This window comes from Mucilaginibacter sp. 22184 (genome assembly GCF_052045695.1).
GTDB lineage: Bacteria > Bacteroidota > Bacteroidia > Sphingobacteriales > Sphingobacteriaceae > Mucilaginibacter.
In genome coordinates, this window is the sequence record NZ_JBQEPI010000003.1 from 543,496 (window position 1) to 565,094 (window position 21,599).

A 21,599-nucleotide genomic window follows, 5' to 3' on the forward strand; every position below is an offset into this window, starting at 1 on the left:
ATGGGCTTTCTGACTTCTTAAGGCACTTTTACTGCCTGACGGGCAAGCAATTGCCATTGTCCTTTATTTTTAATCCATACCAACAGTATACCAAGCTTCACCGTACTAGGGCCTTTTCCTTTATCATTGGTGGCTGCGCTAAGTATATGGCGCACAGTAGCGGTATTACCTACTACTTTTACTTGCTGCTCGGTCAAATCGATAGATACAAAATCAGATGCTCCGGTAGCAATATCACTTATAAATTCTTTTTTAGTTTGCAGTTTACCGCTTGAGTGACCGTAGGTTAATTCGGCGGATGTCAATTTATCCAACGTAACGGTATCGGCATCAACCATGGCTTTACGTAATTGCTCAGTGGCTTGTGTTACCTCGCTTATCAGTTTGGCATTTTGAGCAAAAGGTTTATCCATGTGTAGTAGGAAAACTGCCCCGAAACAAAGCAGGGCCTTGAATAAAAAAGATCTTTTCATAAGGATTTTCAAATTAGGTTTTTAACAAATATACTGTTAAACGTTAAATCTGAAGTGCATAATATCACCGTCCTGTACAATATAGGTTTTGCCCTCAATACCCAATTTACCGTTTTCTTTTATAGCGGCTTCCGATCCGTTGAATTTTACAAAATCGTCATACTTGATCACCTCGGCGCGAATAAATCCTTTCTCAAAATCGGTATGGATAACGCCTGCGGCTTGCGGCGCTGTAAAGCCCTGGGTAATTGTCCAGGCACGTACTTCCTGCACGCCCGCGGTAAAATAAGTAGCCAGATCAAGCAATTTATAGGCCGCTTTGATCAGTTTATTTACACCCGATTCTGTCAACCCCAGATCGTCCAGGAACATCTGGCGTTCTTCAAAAGTTTCCAGTTGCGCAATTTCCGACTCAATCTGTGCCGATATCACCAATACCTCGGCATTCTCTTCCTTAACTGCAGCCTTTACCTTTTCTACATAGGCATTGCCTGTGTTTACCGAGCCTTCGTCAACATTACAAACATACATCACCGGTTTGGCGGTAAGTAGCCACAGATCGGCAACGTATTCTTTATCCTCTTCGGCAACAGGAGCAGTACGGGCCGATTTACCCGCCAGCATATGCTCTTTGTAAACGGTTAAAACATCAAAGGTTTTTTTGGCTTCTTTGTCGCCGCCGGTTTTAGCCATTTTCTCCACTTTCTGGATCTTTTTCTCTATCGATTCCAGATCCTTCAGTTGTAATTCGGTATCAATGATCTCTTTGTCGCGTATCGGATCAACAGAGCCGTCGACATGTATCACATTATCGTTATCAAAGCAACGCAGTACATGTATAATAGCATTGGTGGCACGTATATTACCCAAAAACTGGTTTCCTAAACCTTCGCCTTTGCTAGCGCCTTTTACTAAACCGGCTATATCAACAATTTCAATAACATTGGGTACAATACTTTTGGGTTGTACTATATCAACGAGTTTTGTTAAACGCTCATCCGGTACCGTAATTACGCCTACGTTTGGCTCAATAGTACAGAACGGAAAGTTAGCCGCCTGCGCTTTGGCGTTTGATAAGCAATTAAAAAGTGTTGATTTACCCACATTTGGTAAACCCACTATTCCACATTGTAAACCCATTTTTTAGATATTAATTCTTTTGTCGATGGTCGATAGACCATGGTCAATGGACTATCGACCATCGACTATTATCTACCGATAAAATTCGCGCAAAGATAACACAAAAATTTGCCTATAATTTGAAAAAATAAACGACTTTTGCCAACGTCAAAATAAGGCGAAACAGATTAATAATAACATGTAAACAACAGGGGGACACTTATGAACGAAATGGTTGAACAAATAGAATTGTTGCTGGAGCAGGAAAACAATAAACAATTGAAGGAATATTTGAACAACCTAAATATATCGGACGTCGAGGAACTCATAGGTGAACTACCCGAGCATGGACCCAGGTTTATTGAAACCCTTTCGCTTAACCGCGCAGTTAACGTTTTCCGGATATTGGACTCACCTACGCAGGAGCGTATCATCAAAAAACTATCCGGACAAAAAGTTGCTGATCTGATCAATGCCCTGCCTCCTGATGACCGTACCGCCCTTTTTAGCGAATTGCATGGCGATGCCGTTAAAACACTCATCCTGCACCTCTCGCCTGATGACCGCAAAGAAGCTTTATCCTTATTAGGTTACGAAGAAGAAAGCGTTGGGCGTTTGATGACCCCCGATTATATTGCCGTTAAGAAAAACTGGGACGTTACCCGGGTACTATCACACATACGCCGTTACGGTAAAAACTCCGAAACTATTGATGTGATTTATGTGATAGATGAAAACGGGGTACTGCTCGACGACATCAGGATACGGGAAATATTATTGGTTAAACCCGAAACCAAGGTAAGCGACCTGATGGACGGGCGCCTGATATCCCTCAGCGCCAGTGATCCGCAGGAAGAAGCCATCAATATATTCAGGATGAACAACCGCGTGGCGCTGCCTGTGGTTGACAATGAAAATATATTATTGGGTATTGTAACTGTCGACGATATTTTGTGGATAGCCAACGAAGAGTATACCGAGGATATCCAGAAAATTGGTGGTACCGAAGCATTAGATGAACCTTACCTGGACATTAACCTGTTCCTGCTGGTAAAAAAGCGGGTTGGCTGGCTGATAATTTTATTCCTGGGCGAAATGCTGACTGCAACCGCCATGGGATTTTTTGAAAAATCAATTGAAAAAGCTGTTGTACTGGCCCTGTTTATCCCGCTCATTATATCAAGCGGTGGTAACAGCGGTTCGCAGGCATCTACCTTAATTATACAAGCCATGGCTCTGGGCGAAGTTACCGTTGCCGATTGGTGGCGCGTAATGCGCCGGGAACTGGTTTCGGGCCTTATGCTGGGCGCTACACTGGGCATTATAGGCTTTATGCGTATTTACATCTGGACGATGTTTTCGCCCATTTACGGTCCGCATTGGATATTGGTAGGCCTAACTGTAGGCTGCGCACTGGTTGGTGTGGTACTGTGGGGATCACTGGCCGGCTCCATGCTGCCGTTGGTTCTGAAAAGATTGGGCGCTGACCCTGCCACATCCTCTGCCCCATTTGTAGCCACCCTGGTTGACGTTACCGGCCTCATCATTTACTTTACCATCGCCGTGATGATCATGAAGGGTGTGATGCTATAATAGCTGATTAATTATTCTCCGCAGTCGCTCGGCTGGAGCCGAGCGACTGCGTGAATTTTATATTTATATCAAAAGGCTGTCATCCTGAGGAACGAGGAACTGTTTCTTGAACGTAGTGAAAAATCTATTATTGAACTTTGCATAGTTTAGAATAGCCCCTTCGTTTCTCAGGATGACAAATCAACAAAATTTATCAGCGCAATCAACGTAATCCCCCTCACCAAATCAGCGGTTTAATTCATATACGAGTTCACATTGCTATAATCAATATTGGTTACATTACTATAATCGGGCACAAAGCTATCCTCGTTGCTGATAGCCATATCCAGTTCAAAGCTTGATGGATAAGGTGTATTGAGCAGGCTGCCTTTAGGGATGTAAGGGAACAATTCACCGTACGTTTGTATTTGGCTATGGTTGATGCGGCGATAAATGAACATGCGGTGCAGGTCGCAAGGTTTTACCAGGCCTGCCGCACCTATCATTTGTATTGCACTACTAACCGTTTGGTTATGAAAATTGGCCACACGCACCTTTTTATCGTCAACCACCAAACCGCGCATCAGGCTTTTATCCTGCGTGGCTACACCGGTTGGGCAAGTGTTCATATTACATTCCAGCGCTTGTATGCAGCCCAGGGCAAACATCATTCCGCGGGCACTGTTACACATATCGGCACCAAGGGCAAAATTCTTCACCAGATCGAACCCGGTAGCCACCTTACCTGAAGCAATGATCTTGATATATTTTTTTATGTCGAAACCGGTCAGCGCATCGTAAATAAAGGCCAGGGCCTCGCGCAGGGGCATACCAACGGAGTTAGAGAATTCCAGCGGAGCGGCGCCTGTGCCGCCTTCGCCCCCATCCACGGTAATAAAATCGGGATAGATGCCTGTTTTCACCATGGCTTTACATATCGCCAGGAACTCACTCTTATGCCCCACGCACAATTTAAAGCCGATAGGTTTACCACCCGATAGCTCACGTAGTTTTTTGACAAACTGGGTTAAGCCAATAGGGTCATTAAAAGCAGTATGGTAAGGCGGCGATACTACATCCTGCCCCATTTCCACCAGCCTAATCCTGGCAATTTCGGGGGTAACTTTAGCTGCAGGCAGTATCCCGCCATGACCGGGTTTGGCTCCCTGCGACAGTTTGATCTCGATCATTTTTACCTGCGGCAACACAGCGCGCTGGGCAAAGGCATCATAATCAATAGTACCATCCGGATGGCGACAGCTGAAATAGCCGGTACCAATTTGCCAGATAATATCACCGCCGGGTTTAAGGTGATAATCGCTCAAACCACCCTCGCCTGTATTATGGGCAAAGTTGCCCAACTTGGCGCCACCGTTCAGGGCCAGGATTGCGTTCTCGCTCAACGAACCAAAACTCATGGCCGATATATTATAAACACTGGCCATATAAGGCTGCTTACAATCGGGCCCACCTACCTTTACCCTTGGCGACAGATCAAGCTTGTGATGATCAATCGCCGCTATACTGTGATTAAGCCACTCGTAGCCATCTTCATACACATCCAGTTCGGTACCAAAGGGACGGGTATCATCAACCTTTTTGGCGCGCTGGTATATCACGCTGCGGTTTTGACGGTTAAAGGGTGTGCCATTGGTATCGCTCTCAATAAAGTATTGATATATTTTAGGGCGCAGATCTTCCATCAGGAAACGCAGGTGACCAAACACCGGGTAGTTGCGTACGATGCTGTGCTTTTTTTGGGCCAGGTCATAAAAGCCTATAGCATATATAGGTACCATGATTACAAATGACCATGCTGCGGGTTTCCAAAGGATTGTCCACCCGATGAGCGCGGCGAATATGATAATGAACGAGGTAATGAAAAGCTTCTTCATAGATAGATTATTTAATATAAAAATAACTGTTAAAGTTAAACATTAGCGCAATTGTATGGTTAAACTTGTACTTGATTGTCGGTGAATTGTAATGAAATAAAAATACATGTTTAAACATGTATTTTATTATTATCTTTGACTCAACAAAACAAATAAAAAAAATCATGGCAACAGAAACAGCAACAAAATGGGTTATCGACCCTATGCATTCAGAAGTACAATTTAAAGTAAAACACTTAGTTATATCAACCGTAAGCGGTTTTTTCAAAAGCTTTGGTGGTGAAGTAATTACCGAAGGAGATGATTTTGACAATGCCGAAGTGGATTTTACGCTTGACATTGACAGTATTGATACCAACCAAACTCAACGTGACGAGCACTTAAAAGGCGGCGAATTTTTTGACGCTGAAAAATATCCAAAAATCAGCTTCAAATCAACCTCATTAACTAAAACCGACGATGATGAGTACGAATTAAAAGGGGATTTGACCATAAAAAACGTAACCAAGCCAGTAACACTTAGCGCTGAATTTGGTGGCTCAGCTGCCGATTTTTATGGCAACACCAAAGCTGGTTTCGAAATCACCGGTAAAATAAACCGTAAAGAATTTGGTTTAACCTGGGATGGCGTAACCGAAGCAGGTTCGGTTGTGGTTGGTGAAGACATTAAATTACTGATCAACTTACAGTTAACCAAACAGGCTTAATTGTTTTAATGCTGTTGCTGTGTTTTAACATTTAAAAGCCGGTGTTGTTGCCCAGGCGGCAACCCGGTTTATTGAAACACGCTGGCAGATTAAAATATACTAATGATGATGATGAGAAAGTCACTTGCCTTTGGCAAGTGACTTTTTTTATTTGTTTATATCGTTGAAAAAAGTCTCTACGTACAATCCTTCAATAGGCTCTGGGTAACAGGCGCTTTTCCATGCGCATTAAAACTAACTTATAGGTATATTTGTCTGTATATCATGCTTATTAAAATATATCCCGAAAATCCAAACCCTAAAGCCATTGAACAGGTGGCTGAAGTATTACGCAAGGGCGGCCTCATTATTTACCCAACAGATACAGTTTACGGTTTGGGTTGTGATATCACCAATCACAAAGCCATTGAGGCTATTTGCAAAATCAGGAACATCAAACCCGAAAAGGCTAATTTCTCGTTTATATGCTATGATTTGAGCCATATATCAGATTATATCAAACCTATTGATAATACCACCTTCAGGGTGCTGAAAAAAGCTTTGCCCGGGCCATTTACTTTTATATTCAATGCCAGCCACATGGTGCCCAAGCTATTGAGTTCCAACAAAAAAACGGTGGGTATCAGGGTGCCAGATAATGAGATTGCACGCGAAATTGTGAGGGTTTTGGGTAACCCTATTCTCTCTACCTCTATCAGGGATGATGACGATATTATAGAATACTCCACCGACCCGGAACTGATTCATGAAAAATATGAGGACCTTGTTGATATCGTGATCGATGGCGGTTACGGGGATAACATCGCATCAACCGTAGTTGACTGTACCGAAGGCGATTTCGAGATCATCCGTGAAGGTAAAGGGGATCTGGAATTATATTTGTAGTTTTTGGGGAACAAGGATTCTTAGATCAAGGATAAAAGCATGAAAAGAAAATCCTTACTATTTTATCCAAAAATCCTTGATCACTCTATGGTCTTATATTCTGTATAAATGCTGGTATCTTTTTCATATAGTCATCTTCGGCCAGTAGCTTTACAAACTTACTGCCTACAATGGCGCCATTGGCGTATTCGCAGGCTTTTTTGAAGGTTGCATTGTCTGATATACCAAAACCAATAATAGTTGGATTTTTAAGTTCCACGGCCTTAATGCGCTTGTAATAATCCTCAATGCTATTGGTAAGCTGCAGGCTACCACCAGTTATAGACGATGACGACAGCAGGTAAATAAAGCTATTACTCAACTCATCAATTTTCCGGATTCTATCTGGTGATGTTTGGGGTGTAACCAGGAATATATTGCTCAGGTTATTATTGATAAAATGTGCCGAATACAGAGCTTCGTATTCGTACATGGGCAAATCGGGTACAATAACGCCATCTACCCCCAATTCGGCTGCTTTTTTGCAAAAACGCTCGATGCCATATTGTACTATCGGGTTAAAGTAACCCATGAGCAGTATAGGTATGGTAACCCTTTTACGCAGCTCAGTTAACTCTTCAAACAGATGATCGAGTGTCATACCGTTGATCAGCGCCTGCTCTGAACTATGCTGAATAGTCGGCCCGTCAGCTACCGGATCGGAGTACGGAAAACCTACTTCCAGGAAATCGGCCCCGGCCTTTTCCAAGGCTTCGGCAATATCAACCGTAGTGTTCAAAGCGGGGTAACCCGCGGTATAATATATTGATAACAGATTTTCTTTCTTAGCTGCAAAAAGTTGGTTTAATCGGTTCATTGTATAGCTTATAGTTAATGGTTCACTGTTCATGGTATTAACCATGAACTAATTAATAACCGAAATATTTAATAAATGTATCGAGATCCTTATCGCCACGACCCGAAAGGCAGATCACAACATTGTCTGTTGGGTTAAACTTCATTTTTTCCAGCTGTGCCAGGGCGTGTGACGACTCGATGGCCGGGATAATGCCCTCCATTTGTGAGCAAAGCAAACCGGCTTTCATAGCCTCGTCATCGGTAACGCTCACATATTGAGCACGGTTAATCTTATACAGATGCGCGTGCTGCGGGCCAATTCCCGGATAATCCAGTCCTGCCGAAATGGAGTATGGTTCAACCACCTGTCCGTCGGGGGTTTGCATCAATATGGTACGGCTGCCATGCAGCACGCCTTCATTACCCAGGAAAGTAGTAGCCGCCGAATGGCCGCTATCAACACCTTTACCAGCAGCTTCCACAGCTACCAGTTTAACCTGCTCATCATCTAAAAAGTGATAGAACATACCCATAGCATTACTGCCGCCACCGACGCAGGCCAGTACGTATTCGGGTAATTCCTTACCGGTATGTTCTACCAGCTGTTTTTTAGTTTCTTCGGATATGATCGATTGAAAACGGGCTACCATATCGGGATATGGATAGGGACCAACTACCGAACCAATGATATAATGAGTATCAACGGGGTTGGCTATCCAGTCGCGCAGGGCCTCGTTGGTGGCATCTTTGAGTGTTTTGCTACCCGATGATGCGGGCCTTACGGTAGCGCCCAGCATTTTCATACGGGATACGTTGGGAGCCTGGCGGGCCATATCAATTTCACCCATATACACCACACATTCAATACCCATGAGGGCGCAAACGGTAGCGGTTGCCACACCATGCTGGCCCGCGCCGGTTTCGGCTATAATACGTTTTTTCCCCAGGCGTTTGGCCAGTAGTATTTGCCCTATGGCGTTATTGATCTTATGCGAACCGGTATGGTTCAGGTCCTCTCGTTTAAAAAATATGTTAGCGCCATATTTTTCCGAATACCGTTTAGCATGGTACAACGGTGAGGGCCTGCCCACATAATTTTTCAGCAGATCATTAAATTCCGCTTTAAAATCCGGATCATTAATGATGTTGAGGTATTGCTGTCTTAGTTCTTCAACATTCGGATACAGCATTTCGGGAATGTATGCACCTCCAAAATCACCATAGTAGCCATGTTCGTTAACTCCGTATTTCATTTGTAATGTTCTGTTTTTGATGATATCAAATGCTTTTTCCAACTTCGGGATATTTTTCAAGCCAGGCTCGTCTTCAAACTGGCTGTTCAAATCAACCGCGTAAAATTGCGGATGTGTTATATTTTTCAATTCCCCTATATTATCAAGGCTTATCCCACCCGATAAAAAGAAAGGGATATTCAGGGTATATTTATCCAGGATACGCCAATTAAAGGTCTTACCTGATCCGCCATAGATGGAGGTTTTGGTGTCGAACAGGAAATAATCTACATAACTGGCATAAGCATTCAGTTTGTCAAAATCAAAGTCGTTATCAACGCCAAAGGCTTTTATAACAGTTACCCTACCTTTAAAAGCTGCTGCAAACTCCGCATTTTCATCACCGTGCAGTTGTATGGTGTCAAATCCATATTGATCAATCAGTTGGCTAATAACTTCGGCGGTTTCGTTTACAAAAACCCCTGTTTTGTGGATGAATGCAGGGATTGTTGCCAGCGCATCGGCAGATAAAGTATCAATATAACGTGGCGTACGATCGTAGCAAATAAAACCCATATAGTCTGGCTTTAAAGCGGCTACTGCTTCAATGTTATCAGGATACTTCAGTCCACAAACTTTAATCTTCATCGTTAATTCTGTAATAAAGCGTTAAAACTGTTCAGAGCCTTGCCACCAACCAGGGCCTCTTCCGCTTCATAATAACAATCGGCAAAGCTTTTTTCAGGGCCGATGGTTTTAATGGCCAGCGCAGCGTTTGATAGCACCACGTTATTTTGAGCAAATGTACCCTGACCGCTAAGCACATCAGTAAATATTTTTGCCGAAGCAGCCACCGTGTCGCCACCGGTTATCTCTTTAGGATCTAACTTTTCAAAACCCAGGCTTTCAACCGTATTGATCTTTTCGCCTTCGGCCGAAAAGGTCTTGAAATCACAGGTAAGTGATACCTCATCATAGCCTTCCAGCGCGTTCACTATCGTATATTGGGTTGTAGATTTTTGATACAGATAGGCATAAACCCGGGCCAGTTCCAGGTTGAATACGCCAACCAACTGGTTATCGGGCTTGGCCGGGTTAACCAGCGGCCCCAACATATTGAAAAACGTTTTTACGCCCAATTCCCTGCGTATAGGGGCTACTGTTTTCATAGCCGGGTGAAACAGCGGCGCATGTAAAAAACAAATATTAGCTTTATCAATGCTAGTTTTCAGCTTATCGGCATCATTGGTAAATTGATAACCCAGGTACTCGATTACGTTGGATGAGCCGCAGCCCGATGATACACCATAATTACCATGTTTGGCCACTTTATACCCTGCACCAGCTACTACAAATGATGCCAGGGTTGATATATTGAACGTATCCTTACCATCGCCTCCGGTACCGCAAAGATCTATCAGCTGACCGGTTTCCAGATCGATAGGCAAACAAAGTTCCAGCATCGCATCACGGAAGCCTTCCAACTCCTCAACGGTAATGCTGCGCATGCAATACGCCGTCATAAATGCGGCCATTTGCGAGTTATTGTATTGCCCCTGGGCAATGCTCATCAAAATATTCTTTGATGCTTCCCTGGTAAAGGTTTTGTGTTCAAAAAGATGATTTAATATCTGTTTCATAAGCCCTATCCCCTACAGGGATTTTTATGATTAATTTTTTCTATTCATCCCTCAAAAATGAGGGCAACAAAAAAGGGTTACCTTATGGCAACCCTTCTGAATATTATGTTAAAAAACAAAAAACGGAATTGCCTTACGATTAATCGTTAAGCCACCACCAGTTATTGTTTAATACTATCATTTTCATTTGTGCCACAAATATGGAAATTGTTTTTACTAAAAGCAAACAGAATGATAAATTTACGCAAAAGCCGAAAAGCTTACACTCAAAAATGAACCACAATAATCGAAAAGTAAACCCGGAAGATGATCTTGGCTTTGGCACACAGCCAGTTATAAAAAGTCAGCCGGTAATTAATAAAGATGGATCCATCAATGTAAAACGAACCGGCCTCCCCTTTTTTAACCGGCTCAACAGCTATCAAACCCTCATCAACATGAGCTGGACAAAATTCTGGCTGGTTGTTTTAAGCGGTTACATGGTAGCCAACCTCACCTTTGCCAGCATATATGTTGCCCTCGGAACCGATAGTCTTGACGGCAAAAGCGGCAGCACTTTTTTTGATCATTTTATGGATGCCTTCTTTTTTTCGGCACAAACCATATCAACTGTTGGTTACGGACATATTAGTCCGCAAGGGATGGCAGCCAATTGTGTAGCTGCTCTTGAATCCATGATGGGTTTACTGGCATTCGCTTTGGCTACAGGCTTACTTTATGGGCGTTTTTCAAAACCTACCGCCAAGATCAAATACAGCGAAAATATACTTGTGGCGCCCTATAAGGGCGATAAAACCGGCCTTATGTTCAGGCTGGCCAACTCCAGGCATAACGTACTGATCGATCTCCATATAGAAGTAAATTTCTCCTATAATGAAGAAGTAAATGGCAAAACAGAGCGCAAATTTTATCCCCTGATACTGGAACGTAAAGCAGTAAGCATATTATCTATTAACTGGACGGTAGTACATCCTATTGATGAGGATAGCCCACTGAAGGATTTTTCACGGGAAGATTTTGAGAAAGCCCAGGTAGTTTTTTCGGTACTACTAAGAATATTTGATGATACCTTTTCACAAACCGTTCACTCCCGTACTACCTATACCTATAAAGATATGGTATGGGATGCCAAATTCAGACCAACCTTTGACCGTGATGAGGATGGGCGGGTTGTATTGCATTTGGATAAGATCAATGATTTTGAGAAGGTGGTTCATTAGTTCATTTGTTTATTAGTTCATTGATATAAATGAGTAAATCCAGACCAATGAACAAATGAGCTAATGAACCAATAATCTATCTCAGCAACGGATTTTTCTCCTTCGAAAATACTTTATACGCCATTTTATCTAAAAATGATGGTACAAACTTACTGAGCAATACGGTAAGTTTCCCCTGCCCTGTCATGATGAGCGTGCGTGAGCGGTTTTCGATACCATCGGCTATGATCCGGGCTACTTCTTCGCTGGGCATCATTTTATTTTCGTCCATAGAGCTTTCGCCCTGCTGACTGCCATCTTTCGCAAGGGCGGTGTTACGGATGTTTGATGTAGTAAAGCCCGGACAAGCGGTTAACACATGTACGCCAGTTTTTAAATTTTCTACCCTGATGGAGTCCAGGAAGCCATTCATAGCGAATTTAGAAGCCGAATAGCCCGTGCGGCCAGGCAAACCCTTATAACCTGCTATGGACGATACCCCAACCACACTGCCTTGGGTTTTCAAAATCTCAGGCAAGGCGTATTTGGTGCAGTACACTGTCCCCCAGAAATTAACGTCCATTACAGTCTTTAATACCTCAACGTCGGCATCCTGGAACAACGCCCGCATGGAGATACCCGCGTTGTTGATCAGCACATCAATTTTACCAAAAGTGGTTACTGTTTGCCCTACTAGGTGCTCGCAATCTTGCTCGATAGCTACATCACATTGCACGGCAAGGGCTCTAATGTTATATTGTTTTTCCAGATCCTGTGCTATTTCGCAAAGGGTAACGTATTGACGGGCCGCCAATACTATATTTGCACCGCGTTTAGCACATTCAATAGCCAATGATTTACCAATGCCCGATGAGGCGCCGGTGATGATAACGATTTTATTATTCAACTTCATATGATGGAGGGTAAAGCCGCGGTAAGCCCTCCACTTTTATTTCGGGCACCTTAAACAAGTATTTTGTGGCGAATATAATCATAGCACCATAAAATTCCCTGATGTAAGCAAAGCTTAATTTTGCATTAGCCCTTGTATTAAAGTTGATGATATATGTTTTTGGAAAATAGTAATTTTTAAACCCGGTAAGCCTTATCCTGTATGACAGATCGATATCATATCCGTACAGATGGAAACGCTCATCAAGTAAGCCAACCAGGTCAAGGGCTTCTTTGCGGTACAGCATAAAAGCACCATTCAGCACATCAGTTTCGGAGGTTTGAAACTCTTCTACCCAATCTTTACGCTGTACATCAGTAAGGCGCGATTTTGAAAAATATTTGGCCAGCCCGGTCACTTTAAAAAATATGCCCCAGGGCCTGGTAAAACCATGTTTTGACTCTTTCAGGAAACGGCCTTCGGGCGTAATCATGCGTACGCCAAGTCCGCCTGAATCGGCATGCATATCCATAAATTCCAAGGCTTTCTCAATGGTCTTTTTGCCTGCAATAGTATCCGCATTGACCATTAAAACATACTCTCCCGAAACCAGTTTCAAGGCATGATTATAAGCTCTGGCTATACCCTCATTTTTGGCATTCGCAATAACCCTTACCACCGGAAACTCTTCCTGAATCATAGCTAACGACCGGTCTGTCGAACCATTGTCAACCACAAAAACCTCATTCGTAACATCTTGAGCAGCTCTAACAACAGAGTTAAGCGCCAGGCGAAGCATGTTGCAGGTATTATAATTAACAATGATAACCGATAGTTTCATTTTTTACTTTGTCAGTGAGTTTTCATACGGAACACGTGTAGCAATGGATCGCCCTAAGGTAATCTCATCAACGTACTCCAACTCACCTCCAAAAGCTATGCCACGGGCAATGGTCGAGATAGTAATATTGAAACTTTTTACTCTTTTATGAAGATAGAACAAAGTTGTGTCGCCTTCCATGGTTGCACTAAGGGCAAAAATGATCTCTTTGGTCTCATTTGCCTTCAACCGTTCCACTAAAGTATCCACTTGCAGATCAGATGGCCCGATGCCGTCCATAGGCGATATCAAACCGCCCAGCACATGGTATACGCCATTGTACTGGTTGGTGTTTTCAATAGCCATCACATCGCGGGTATCTTCTACCACGCATATCAGGCTATGGTCGCGCTTGTGTGATGAGCAGATCTCACATACCGATTGATCGGAAATATTATGGCACACACTGCAAAACTGTATCTCGTTGCGTAATTTACTGATAGCCTTGCTAAACTGCTCTACCTCTTGCTTATCCTGATTCAACAAATGCAGCACCAGGCGCAGGGCGGTTTTTTGTCCTACTCCCGGCAGTTTGGCAAACTCCGCTACGGCATTCTCCAGCAATTTGGACGAAAAATTCATAGCACGAAGTTAAGGAATAACCCGCAATTCAGAAAAACCAGGCACACCCTCAATTTAGCTTTAAAGTGCTCATAAAAAATTGATAGGCTATCTCGCTAACCTCCTGTAATTCGGCCGGGCGTTCATGGGCCAGCTGTGGTTTGGTGTAATGCCCACGCTCGCCGGGCAAAACGATGAGTTTTTTGGCTGTGGGAATATTTTCTGTATAATACTCCGCATTCAACTCTTTGGGAGCTATCAGGTCGGCATCCCCAACTACAATTTGTACAGGCACGGTTATACTTTGCAGACTCTCCCGGCTAAACGCATGCCCGATCGCCGGCCCCAGCGCGAAAACAGCTTTGATACGCCGGTCACGGAACGAATTTCCCTGACGTTTAGCCGATTGGATTATCACCGGATCGGTTTTAGACAAGGCGATGAGCCTATCAATGGCTGCACGGATCTGGGCAGGCGGTTGGGGTTCGCTTTTTACCAGGCTGTCCATATTGAATATTGGCCCTGCCAGCCAGATGGCCGTGGCCCCGCCAAGCGAAAAGCCGGCTACAGCTATTCTACTGGTATCTATCCGTGTTTTGAACTCACTGTCTACAAGGATCTTATCCAGCACTACCGAGATATCCCGGGGACGCTCCCACATGCAAAAGTCAGACAGTGTGCGGTTGTTTTCTGTTGTACGGCGTTCTTCCTGGTTGCTACCGTTATGGGCCACCACGACCGCTATAAAACCCCTGGCAGCCAGGTAATAGCCCAACCAGCGCATCTGCACCGGGTTGCCCTGCGCACCATGCGAGATCATGATGAGCGGACACTTACGCTTATCCGCTATGGCTGCATTACGGTATACGCCTACTGGCGATGCAAACTGCTGTGGATCATCAATTTGCTCCGCTACACCCCCACTACCCGCCGGGTACCAAATCACCGTACGCAACGGCCGCGGACCCGTACCCAGCCAATTGCTCCGGCTGTTATCGGCAAAATCACGGGTGGTAGTGCCAACTTTGACGGTTTGCGCAAGGGCTATTTGGGCGCCTACCAGCAGGCATAAAACAAGTACTATATTTTTCATTGAATTTCAATCTATCACTTGTCGCAAATATCCGGTGGCGGGGCGGTGTTGAGTTTGACAAAAGTCAATAAATCAAAATCGTTAAAATTGGTGCCGGGGGACTTTTTAAACCCCGGATTTTAACACTTTTTTAGTCAAAACAGGGGTAAAAACGTTTGCTTTTTGGCCATTTTAACTAAATTTTAACGCCATTTTAACACTTTTTAACAAATTTTTGATGCGTTTTGAAAACTTTAAAAAGTATTAAAAAACTGAATGTCAAATAACTGCATACCAAACGGCCGGTTTTTTGTCCTATTTTGCTCTTAACTAAACAGCCCGGTTATCCTTTTTGCAGGGTAACCGGGCTGGTGTTTGTATAAAGATACGAAACTTTTGTGGGATGTGGAAATGAGGTAAGCGAGGCACCTATGGCAGCAAGAAGTCGAAATGGTGGTCCGGAATATTCTTGTTATACCTCGTTTTGTACTCCAAAGGAGATATGCCTGCTATTCTTTTAAAAACTGCTCTAAAAGCTTTATCATTTGTATAACCTACTTCACTCATTACCTCAAAAATAGTTTTTCTCTCTTTTTCTAAAGCACTTTTCGCCACTTCCACTTTTACGCGCTGCAAATATTCTATAGGTGTATTACCGGTAGCTTTAACAAAACGTCTGTCAAAATTTCGCCGGCTGGTTGCAAGTTTTGAAGCCAGCTCTTCAAAAGAAATTCTTTCTCTCAAATTCTCTTCCATGTAAGTTTGCGCCTGGTAAACCATTTCATCACCATGATTCTTTTGCATCTTAAAAATAGCAAAAGGTGATTGTGATGTTCTATCCATGTCAATCTGAAACATTTTGGAACCCAAAATAGCGACCTCTCTGCCAAAATATTTTTCCACCAGGAACAAAGCCAGATTTAAAAATGAGTATCCGCCACCATTGGTGTATATGCCCTTTTCTGCCACAGTAAGTATGTCGGTATGAACGCGAATAGTTGGAAACAGCTGCTTTAGCTTGTCTGCCGCATCCCAATGTGTAGAACAGCTCTTCCCATCCAGTAACCCGGCTTCAGCCAATAAAAATGCACCCGTGCAAATACTTGCAATTTCAGCACCGCCTTCATATTGCTCTTTGATCCAGGTGACGAGTGTTTTATTTTTTTTGATAACAGCATCCCAATCCTGGTTAATCGAAGGAACAATCAGCAGATCCGTTTTTCCTATTTCGTTCACATTTAAAGGATGAATCGAAAAGAAAGCCATATCCAGTTTCAATTCCGGCTCAACGCCCGCCAAACGTAGTTCAATCATTGGCCGGTGACCCATTTTTTGCCAGTACTCATTTGCCCAGTTCAGAACATGGAATGAACCTGTTATACTGCTAATATCAATGTTGCCACTGGGAACGATAATAACTACCTGCTTCATGATAAAATTTCAGGTAAAGATATAGGATAATTTAATTCAGAATCAACCTGTTAAATATCCGAGTAAAATCCGTGCGACTGCTTATATCAGGATGGTTCTAACGATGTTATCCACACGTGCTAATTCCAATTATCAATCTTGACATCAATCGGTGCGGGAGCACCTTTACCGGTTTCCACAAGCGATTTCAGACTCATCAGAAATATGGCCCATTTGGTGCTGCAATGGTGCATAAACTCTACTGGCTTTTTCCAATTCTGATGTTTGAAAAGTACTATAACATAATCATTATCATGTTTCAATTCAAAACTGATTGTGGTACCAACCCACTCTTCGTGCCCTGAGATAACTTCCCAAAGCACATTGGTGGGCGCAATAATATCAATAACTTTCATATCGAAACCCCCATCCCCAAAACGAAATTCGAGAATATTGCCCACTTGTTTGCCATCACCCTGGGTATTAGTTGTCCACCAGCCTGCAAGGCCATTTCTACTAGTTAACGCATTATAAACCTCATCAATACTTGACGATTTGATTCCAATTCTATGCAAAATATCTGCCATAAGTTATTGTTGCTTTATGATTAAAAATTATGTTTAATTTCTTTTACAAAAATATGGAATGGCGCAGTTCAAACTACTGTGCAATATGGACAAATCCAGGGGGTGATTAGGACAATATATCTTGATTCCCCCGCTGCCGCAAGCGTCCCGCTTGCGGCAGCAAAAGCATCATCATTCAAACTTCCTGACTCAGGATAGCGTGGCTAAGCAGGATACTACCGGTAATATATGATTCTTAATAAATGACATATTTGGCACCCAGCAATTCGCCAGGGGTGTAGCCTGTATAGTTTTTACAATCATTGATAAAATGCGCCTGATCATAAAAACCGGCTTCATAAGTGATATCGGTGAGGCTTTTGCCGGGAGAGCTCTTTAACTCGGCTAAACACGCTATAAACCTGGATACCTTTGCGTAGGCTTTGGGAGACAAACCTGTAAAATAATGAAAATTACGGGCCAATTGACGCTGACTGATCTTAACATCAGCCGCAAGCGACTTGATTTGAACATTTCCGCGCTGGTTGATGATTTGCGCATGCGCCGTCTGGAAATCCTCGTTATCTTTAAAATGCCGTCTAAGCTCAATGGTCAAAAACTCTTGAATAAAGTTTACTTTCTGATCAATAAATGGTAAAACATCCAATTGATCAAACAAATCGTTTTGCACATTGGGCCAAAGCGCCTGAAACTGGCTTATATGATTTGCAAACTGCTCCAATGGTGCCTTAAAAAAGTGATGTGCCGCACCTGGTTTGAACTGGATAGTGATACATGCTGCCTCGGGCAGAAACTGGAGATCGAGCACCTCATTCATACGGTAAGTCACAAAACTATCCGAAATAAGATACTCCTGATTTTGCTTAATAATAGCAACCGGATTTTTTCCCAGTTTGATAAACAGTTCAACGCAGGTGTCTGGTAAAAACCGGATAAATGGATGCAATCCCTGGTAGCCGCTAAGGTCGGTATAACCGATTCTTTGCAAGTAAGGTTGTAACTCCCCGGCAATATCATATAGTTGGGATTGCATTGTCAGTGCCGATAAATGTAATAAGAATTATTAATAGATGTCCATTATTTACAATCATGGCCTGCACCTCAAAAGTAATTTTGAGGCATGAAAAATTTGATATTTAAAACCGGGGAAGGGAAAAATAAATTATTGGTCTGTTATGATCAGGTACTGACCAATTGGCCTGTTGACCACGAAGAATTAACGATACCAACCAGGCATGGCGATACCTTTGCTATTGTTTGCGGAGGTCCTGATTTGCCCCCATTAATTATGCTGCATGGGGCGGCGGCAAATGCCTTATTCTTTAAACACGACATACAGGCCTATGCCAGCGCTTTCCGGGTTTATATTTTGGATATCCCGGGCGAAGCAGGCAAAAGTGCACCTAATAGATTGGCCTGGAACGGGCCAGGTTATGCAGAATGGCTGGAAGATGTTTTGATTTACCTAAAGCTGGAAAAGGTAAATCTACTCGGGAGCTCTCAGGGTGGCTGGACAGCGCTGCGTTTTGCTACTTTACATCCCCGTAGGGTAAATAAAATTGCCCTACTGGCCACCGGCGGCATCGTCAAAACTAAGCCCGGCTTTATTTTAAAAGCGATCATTTACTCTTTATTGGGCATGAAAGATCGCATCAATAAACTGGTAGCAGGCACGCAGGTCATTCAGCCAGAGATCAAACAATTGATGGGCTTGATAGCTGAGCATTTCAAAGCGCGCATTGAAAAGGAATACCTGTTTACCGACGCTGAATTACAGCAATTAACCATGCCAGTTTATTCCATCGGTGGAACTGAAGATGTGGTCAGATCTGTTATCGCTATCAATAAACGCCTGGAGTTGAATATACCGTTATTGCAATCTGCCATCATACCGGGTATGGGGCATGTGGTGGTAGAACAGGCAGCACGTATCATTGATTTTATGAAAGGATAGCTCAGATGAGTATTTTAAATATATTTTTAAAAACATTGTTCTCCTCCCCGCTCTCATAAGCGTCCCGCTTGTGGTACACATAAATGGTATAGCTTAGCATGATAGCCACAAAGGCGACCCTTGCCGTGGCAAAAGGGGCTTAGGACAATAATTACTGTAACTGTTTAAAAAACGTTTTTATGATACAGCTGACTTTTTGGCCATAGGAAAATTGAAAAATTTGTAGCTTAGGAGTGTAAAACCTAAGCTGTAAAATGAAAGAAGGTTACTGGTTTTTTGGAGCCTTGATATTTTTCCATTTCGGAAGACTATTATATCTGTACTATCAAAAAAAGCGTTCCGACAAGGTAGATGAAGAAATAGCGGACTACCGTTACGAGAGATACCTTGAAATGAGAGATGAAACATTTGCGCTGAAACCTGAGGACTTAAGCATAGTCATCCCCAATGATAAAGAAACTGCTTTTGCACTGGCAATGGAAATACATGCTTCTGATGTATTGCAAACTGTTGTTGCATTCTCTGATGGAAAGGTTTGGGCGTTTAATTCCAAAAATACCCGCAAAAATATTGGGGATAGCGATACGGTTGATTTGAGTTCTGCCGCTATTGAAGCTGTTGCAACCGCCCAATATCACTTTGCACGAATGAAAAGAAAGAATACCAACGATCTTCTTCCGGGCTATATCAAATTTCATATATTGACCAACCTTGATACATACTCGGTAGGAGGTATGATCACTGAAATACTACACGACTCATCGGAATGGTCAGAATTAGTTACGAAAGCTTTTAAAGTGACCGATGAACTTGGTAACGCTGCGCAAAACAAGCCTATGAAACGTGTTTATACCAAAATTGCAGTAAAGCGTAGTAAACCAGCAAATTTTTAAAATTTACAGGTCGAATTCCCCTGCTACCGCAAGCGTCCCGCTTGTGGGCTCAGTATAAAAGCACACGTCATCCTCCTAACCCTTCCCTTCTTCACTCTTCCCACCAGCAAACTCATACCCTGGCAGTATATACGCCGCTACGCCGAACAGGATGATGGGGATAAGCAGGTCTACAGAGGTAAATTCTTCTAAAACGTAGTGGCCTACTTCCAGGGAAATAAAATAAATGATCCATATCACGATAAAAAAGCGGCGTTTGATGGATGCGATCAGCGCTATGCCTATGCCAACTTCTAAAAAGGGGATCAGGCTCAAGTAAACATCAAACAGGGACGAGGGCAGGTTGATGCGCAGGCCGGGGTTGGTAAACTGCTTGAGGTAATATTTATGAAAATTACCATGGCTGCAAAATTTACTGATACCGGCAACCAGCAGGGTGATGCTCATGGTGATGCGCAGCAGCAATTCCGCGTTTTTTAATGTTTTTATACTGATAATGTTTTCCATGCTTATGGTGATAATGGTTCTTGTTTATACTGAATACTAAAGGTTAAAACAAAGTTATCAGATTATGCCAAATCGCAAATGCTTGAATTCATTCTTTTGAATATCCCGCTACTGCAAGGGTGGGAAATGCGGATGGTTTCATAATTAATTCGCACAAAAATGAATGAAAAAAATACTTAGTTATTGCGATTTGTTTCCAGTTGGCATAGTAACTTTATTACTTAATAATCAGTTGCATAACCACTAAATTTTTACTCATGAACACAACAAACCAAGATGCTGTTCCTACACCTAACGATGGAGGGGATAAACTAAATCAAGATACTCCCCAGGATACCAATAACAGTGGATCATCTCCACAGAACGCTGAAAATGCACCAGAGGAACAAGGTAAAGAATTACCTCATATTCTTAAACCTGAGGAAGAATATCATTCTATTTTGAGGGGAGTAAATAAATAAACATTTCCCTGCCTGGCGCACGCGTGCACCGGCAATTGAGCGAAATCATTCTTTCGAATACTCCAGCAGATCACCCGGCTGACAGTCGAGTGCCTGGCAAATGGCCTCGAGCGTACTGAAACGGATGGCTTTGGCTTTGCCGGTTTTGAGGATAGAAAGATTGGCCAACGTGAGATCAACTTTTTCTGATAGCTCATTTAACGACATTTTCCGTTTGGCCATCATCACATCTAAATTTACAATGATCGGCATGGCTTATATAGTTAATTCGTTTTCGGCCTGCATCTCTACCCCTCTTTTAAATATCTGCCCTATCACAAAAAGGGTAACACTCATAAACAGCCACACATCGGCACCGCCCAGGCGTAAATCCTGTATATCGGGTATAGCTACCCCCTGCCCCGTTAGCCAACTGGTATATTTAACGCCCCACCAGGAGAACAGGCCTATCATAAAGGTGATACAGGCTATATTAAAAATAAAGCGCCTCAGCACCCCGTTAAAAGGCTGGGCCAGATTGAAATTTTTATCGTGCAGTATTTTGATGATGAGGTAAAACAACCAGGCTTTCAGTATGACAACAACGCTCATCAGCAGCATCGCAGCAAAAAAATACCAGGTATTATACGCCAGGAGCGCCGACAGATCAGCCTCATGCCAAAGATGTTTCACCACAGACGGATTCACCAGTGCAAAAGAAGCGTTTACTATAAAGCCACCGGCTTCAATACATATACCAACAAATATTATCCACGCCAGTACGAGCAATACTGTCAGCGTTCGTTTGGTAGTAATTTCCATAACGGTTTCATTTTTAAAAACA

Annotated in this window: 23 protein-coding genes and 1 pseudogene; 7 read left to right on the plus strand and 17 right to left on the minus strand. The window is 43.0% G+C overall.

The window, feature by feature from the left end:
• Positions 1-17: 17 nt before the first annotated feature.
• Both ACTJKG_RS09870 and ychF read right to left on the minus strand, forming a co-directional pair.
• Positions 18-413, minus strand: a complete 396-nt coding sequence (locus tag ACTJKG_RS09870) for a nuclear transport factor 2 family protein (protein WP_440739083.1) — start codon at positions 411-413, stop codon at positions 18-20.
• A 96-nt stretch (positions 414-509) separates the two neighbouring features.
• Positions 510-1,613 (minus strand): redox-regulated ATPase YchF, encoded by a 1,104-nt coding sequence (gene ychF / locus ACTJKG_RS09875; RefSeq protein WP_440739084.1) that lies wholly within the window; start codon positions 1,611-1,613, stop codon positions 510-512.
• 201 nt (positions 1,614-1,814) lie between these two features.
• On the opposite strand from ychF, the gene mgtE reads away from it, so the two are divergent.
• The gene (gene mgtE / locus ACTJKG_RS09880) at positions 1,815-3,185 is read left to right on the plus strand and encodes a magnesium transporter (protein ID WP_172335265.1); all 1,371 of its coding nucleotides are present in this window, start codon (positions 1,815-1,817) and stop codon (positions 3,183-3,185) included.
• 233 nt (positions 3,186-3,418) lie between these two features.
• Here the strand turns inward: mgtE and ACTJKG_RS09885 are convergent, their stop codons facing one another.
• On the minus strand, positions 3,419-5,059 hold the full coding sequence (locus ACTJKG_RS09885) for an FMN-binding glutamate synthase family protein (RefSeq protein WP_172335266.1): 1,641 nt from the start codon (positions 5,057-5,059) through the stop codon (positions 3,419-3,421).
• A gap of 164 nt (positions 5,060-5,223) precedes the next feature.
• Between ACTJKG_RS09885 and ACTJKG_RS09890 the strand changes: the two genes are divergently transcribed.
• On the plus strand, positions 5,224-5,766 hold the full coding sequence (locus ACTJKG_RS09890; protein ID WP_172335267.1) for a YceI family protein: 543 nt from the start codon (positions 5,224-5,226) through the stop codon (positions 5,764-5,766).
• Positions 5,767-6,030: 264 nt separating this feature from the next.
• Positions 6,031-6,651, plus strand: a complete 621-nt coding sequence (locus ACTJKG_RS09895) for an L-threonylcarbamoyladenylate synthase (RefSeq protein ID WP_172335268.1) — start codon at positions 6,031-6,033, stop codon at positions 6,649-6,651.
• An 85-nt stretch (positions 6,652-6,736) separates the two neighbouring features.
• On the opposite strand, the gene trpA is transcribed toward ACTJKG_RS09895, so the two are convergent.
• The 4 genes and pseudogenes from trpA to trpD form a co-directional block, all read right to left on the minus strand.
• The gene (gene trpA, locus ACTJKG_RS09900) at positions 6,737-7,507 is read right to left on the minus strand and encodes a tryptophan synthase subunit alpha (RefSeq protein WP_440739085.1); all 771 of its coding nucleotides are present in this window, start codon (positions 7,505-7,507) and stop codon (positions 6,737-6,739) included.
• A 52-nt stretch (positions 7,508-7,559) separates the two neighbouring features.
• A complete protein-coding gene (gene trpB, locus ACTJKG_RS09905) occupies positions 7,560-8,741 on the minus strand; it encodes a tryptophan synthase subunit beta (protein WP_440739108.1) in 1,182 nt (393 codons plus the stop codon).
• Between the two features lie 39 nt (positions 8,742-8,780).
• Positions 8,781-9,368 (minus strand): annotated as a pseudogene (locus ACTJKG_RS09910) (phosphoribosylanthranilate isomerase); the annotation flags it as partial.
• Positions 9,369-9,370: 2 nt separating this feature from the next.
• Complete coding sequence (gene trpD, locus ACTJKG_RS09915; RefSeq protein ID WP_440739086.1) at positions 9,371-10,360, minus strand: anthranilate phosphoribosyltransferase; 990 nt, start codon at positions 10,358-10,360, stop codon at positions 9,371-9,373.
• 272 nt (positions 10,361-10,632) lie between these two features.
• Here trpD and ACTJKG_RS09920 point away from each other — a divergent pair, with 272 nt between their 5' ends.
• A complete protein-coding gene (locus ACTJKG_RS09920) occupies positions 10,633-11,580 on the plus strand; it encodes an ion channel (RefSeq protein WP_440739087.1) in 948 nt (315 codons plus the stop codon).
• A gap of 76 nt (positions 11,581-11,656) precedes the next feature.
• Here the strand turns inward: ACTJKG_RS09920 and ACTJKG_RS09925 are convergent, their stop codons facing one another.
• The 7 genes from ACTJKG_RS09925 to ACTJKG_RS09955 form a co-directional block, all read right to left on the minus strand.
• Positions 11,657-12,472, minus strand: a complete 816-nt coding sequence (locus ACTJKG_RS09925) for an SDR family oxidoreductase (RefSeq protein ID WP_440739088.1) — start codon at positions 12,470-12,472, stop codon at positions 11,657-11,659.
• On the minus strand, positions 12,459-13,292 hold the full coding sequence (locus tag ACTJKG_RS09930; protein ID WP_440739089.1) for a glycosyltransferase family 2 protein: 834 nt from the start codon (positions 13,290-13,292) through the stop codon (positions 12,459-12,461). Before ACTJKG_RS09930 ends, ACTJKG_RS09925 begins: the two co-directional genes overlap by 14 nt.
• Positions 13,293-13,295: 3 nt before the next feature.
• Entirely contained in the window at positions 13,296-13,913 is a 618-nt protein-coding gene (recR, locus tag ACTJKG_RS09935) for a recombination mediator RecR (RefSeq protein ID WP_172335275.1), read from the minus strand.
• Positions 13,914-13,962: 49 nt separating this feature from the next.
• Positions 13,963-14,985, minus strand: a complete 1,023-nt coding sequence (locus ACTJKG_RS09940; protein WP_440739090.1) for an alpha/beta hydrolase family protein — start codon at positions 14,983-14,985, stop codon at positions 13,963-13,965.
• Positions 14,986-15,393: 408 nt separating this feature from the next.
• Complete coding sequence (locus ACTJKG_RS09945; RefSeq protein WP_440739091.1) at positions 15,394-16,395, minus strand: GlxA family transcriptional regulator; 1,002 nt, start codon at positions 16,393-16,395, stop codon at positions 15,394-15,396.
• Between the two features lie 119 nt (positions 16,396-16,514).
• Positions 16,515-16,961 carry an SRPBCC family protein gene (locus tag ACTJKG_RS09950; RefSeq protein ID WP_440739092.1) on the minus strand — a complete coding sequence of 149 codons (447 nt, stop codon included), beginning with the start codon at positions 16,959-16,961 and terminating at the stop codon, positions 16,515-16,517.
• A 235-nt stretch (positions 16,962-17,196) separates the two neighbouring features.
• Positions 17,197-17,994 (minus strand): helix-turn-helix domain-containing protein, encoded by a 798-nt coding sequence (locus ACTJKG_RS09955; protein ID WP_440739093.1) that lies wholly within the window; start codon positions 17,992-17,994, stop codon positions 17,197-17,199.
• A gap of 87 nt (positions 17,995-18,081) precedes the next feature.
• On the opposite strand from ACTJKG_RS09955, the gene ACTJKG_RS09960 reads away from it, so the two are divergent.
• Together ACTJKG_RS09960 and ACTJKG_RS09965 are read left to right on the plus strand one after the other, a co-directional pair.
• Positions 18,082-18,915: an alpha/beta fold hydrolase gene (locus ACTJKG_RS09960; RefSeq protein WP_440739094.1), complete on the plus strand. Its 834-nt coding sequence runs from the start codon at positions 18,082-18,084 to the stop codon at positions 18,913-18,915.
• A gap of 254 nt (positions 18,916-19,169) precedes the next feature.
• Positions 19,170-19,808, plus strand: coding sequence for a hypothetical protein (locus tag ACTJKG_RS09965; protein WP_440739095.1), 639 nt, complete (start codon positions 19,170-19,172; stop codon positions 19,806-19,808).
• Positions 19,809-19,883: 75 nt separating this feature from the next.
• Here the strand turns inward: ACTJKG_RS09965 and ACTJKG_RS09970 are convergent, their stop codons facing one another.
• Positions 19,884-20,315, minus strand: coding sequence for a hypothetical protein (locus ACTJKG_RS09970; protein WP_440739096.1), 432 nt, complete (start codon positions 20,313-20,315; stop codon positions 19,884-19,886).
• Between the two features lie 257 nt (positions 20,316-20,572).
• Between ACTJKG_RS09970 and ACTJKG_RS09975 the strand changes: the two genes are divergently transcribed.
• The gene (locus ACTJKG_RS09975) at positions 20,573-20,776 is read left to right on the plus strand and encodes a hypothetical protein (RefSeq protein ID WP_440739097.1); all 204 of its coding nucleotides are present in this window, start codon (positions 20,573-20,575) and stop codon (positions 20,774-20,776) included.
• Positions 20,777-20,821: 45 nt separating this feature from the next.
• Here ACTJKG_RS09975 and ACTJKG_RS09980 read toward each other — a convergent pair whose 3' ends face one another.
• Positions 20,822-21,028, minus strand: a complete 207-nt coding sequence (locus ACTJKG_RS09980) for a helix-turn-helix domain-containing protein (protein ID WP_090464456.1) — start codon at positions 21,026-21,028, stop codon at positions 20,822-20,824.
• Between the two features lie 3 nt (positions 21,029-21,031).
• Positions 21,032-21,577 (minus strand): hypothetical protein, encoded by a 546-nt coding sequence (locus ACTJKG_RS09985; protein ID WP_440739098.1) that lies wholly within the window; start codon positions 21,575-21,577, stop codon positions 21,032-21,034.
• Positions 21,578-21,599: the final 22 nt, after the last annotated feature.

Excerpts from the sequence above, each read along its gene's own strand:
- ACTJKG_RS09970 (WP_440739096.1), bottom strand. The coding sequence starts at position 20,315 with ATGGAAAACATTATCAGTATAAAAACATTAAAAAACGCGGAATTGCTG.
- ACTJKG_RS09955 (WP_440739093.1), bottom strand. The coding sequence starts at position 17,994 with ATGCAATCCCAACTATATGATATTGCCGGGGAGTTACAACCTTACTTG.
- ACTJKG_RS09975 (WP_440739097.1), top strand. The coding sequence starts at position 20,573 with ATGAACACAACAAACCAAGATGCTGTTCCTACACCTAACGATGGAGGG.
- mgtE (WP_172335265.1), top strand. The coding sequence starts at position 1,815 with ATGAACGAAATGGTTGAACAAATAGAATTGTTGCTGGAGCAGGAAAAC.
- trpD (WP_440739086.1), bottom strand. The coding sequence starts at position 10,360 with ATGAAACAGATATTAAATCATCTTTTTGAACACAAAACCTTTACCAGG.
- ACTJKG_RS09890 (WP_172335267.1), top strand. The coding sequence starts at position 5,224 with ATGGCAACAGAAACAGCAACAAAATGGGTTATCGACCCTATGCATTCA.
- ACTJKG_RS09940 (WP_440739090.1), bottom strand. The coding sequence starts at position 14,985 with ATGAAAAATATAGTACTTGTTTTATGCCTGCTGGTAGGCGCCCAAATA.
- ACTJKG_RS09960 (WP_440739094.1), top strand. The coding sequence starts at position 18,082 with ATGAAAAATTTGATATTTAAAACCGGGGAAGGGAAAAATAAATTATTG.
- trpA (WP_440739085.1), bottom strand. The coding sequence starts at position 7,507 with ATGAACCGATTAAACCAACTTTTTGCAGCTAAGAAAGAAAATCTGTTA.
- ACTJKG_RS09885 (WP_172335266.1), bottom strand. The coding sequence starts at position 5,059 with ATGAAGAAGCTTTTCATTACCTCGTTCATTATCATATTCGCCGCGCTC.
- ACTJKG_RS09895 (WP_172335268.1), top strand. The coding sequence starts at position 6,031 with ATGCTTATTAAAATATATCCCGAAAATCCAAACCCTAAAGCCATTGAA.
- ACTJKG_RS09930 (WP_440739089.1), bottom strand. The coding sequence starts at position 13,292 with ATGAAACTATCGGTTATCATTGTTAATTATAATACCTGCAACATGCTT.
- ACTJKG_RS09925 (WP_440739088.1), bottom strand. The coding sequence starts at position 12,472 with ATGAAGTTGAATAATAAAATCGTTATCATCACCGGCGCCTCATCGGGC.
- ychF (WP_440739084.1), bottom strand. The coding sequence starts at position 1,613 with ATGGGTTTACAATGTGGAATAGTGGGTTTACCAAATGTGGGTAAATCA.
- ACTJKG_RS09965 (WP_440739095.1), top strand. The coding sequence starts at position 19,170 with ATGAAAGAAGGTTACTGGTTTTTTGGAGCCTTGATATTTTTCCATTTC.
- ACTJKG_RS09920 (WP_440739087.1), top strand. The coding sequence starts at position 10,633 with ATGAACCACAATAATCGAAAAGTAAACCCGGAAGATGATCTTGGCTTT.
- recR (WP_172335275.1), bottom strand. The coding sequence starts at position 13,913 with ATGAATTTTTCGTCCAAATTGCTGGAGAATGCCGTAGCGGAGTTTGCC.
- ACTJKG_RS09945 (WP_440739091.1), bottom strand. The coding sequence starts at position 16,395 with ATGAAGCAGGTAGTTATTATCGTTCCCAGTGGCAACATTGATATTAGC.
- ACTJKG_RS09985 (WP_440739098.1), bottom strand. The coding sequence starts at position 21,577 with ATGGAAATTACTACCAAACGAACGCTGACAGTATTGCTCGTACTGGCG.
- trpB (WP_440739108.1), bottom strand. The coding sequence starts at position 8,741 with ATGAAATACGGAGTTAACGAACATGGCTACTATGGTGATTTTGGAGGT.
- ACTJKG_RS09870 (WP_440739083.1), bottom strand. The coding sequence starts at position 413 with ATGGATAAACCTTTTGCTCAAAATGCCAAACTGATAAGCGAGGTAACA.
- ACTJKG_RS09980 (WP_090464456.1), bottom strand. The coding sequence starts at position 21,028 with ATGCCGATCATTGTAAATTTAGATGTGATGATGGCCAAACGGAAAATG.
- ACTJKG_RS09950 (WP_440739092.1), bottom strand. The coding sequence starts at position 16,961 with ATGGCAGATATTTTGCATAGAATTGGAATCAAATCGTCAAGTATTGAT.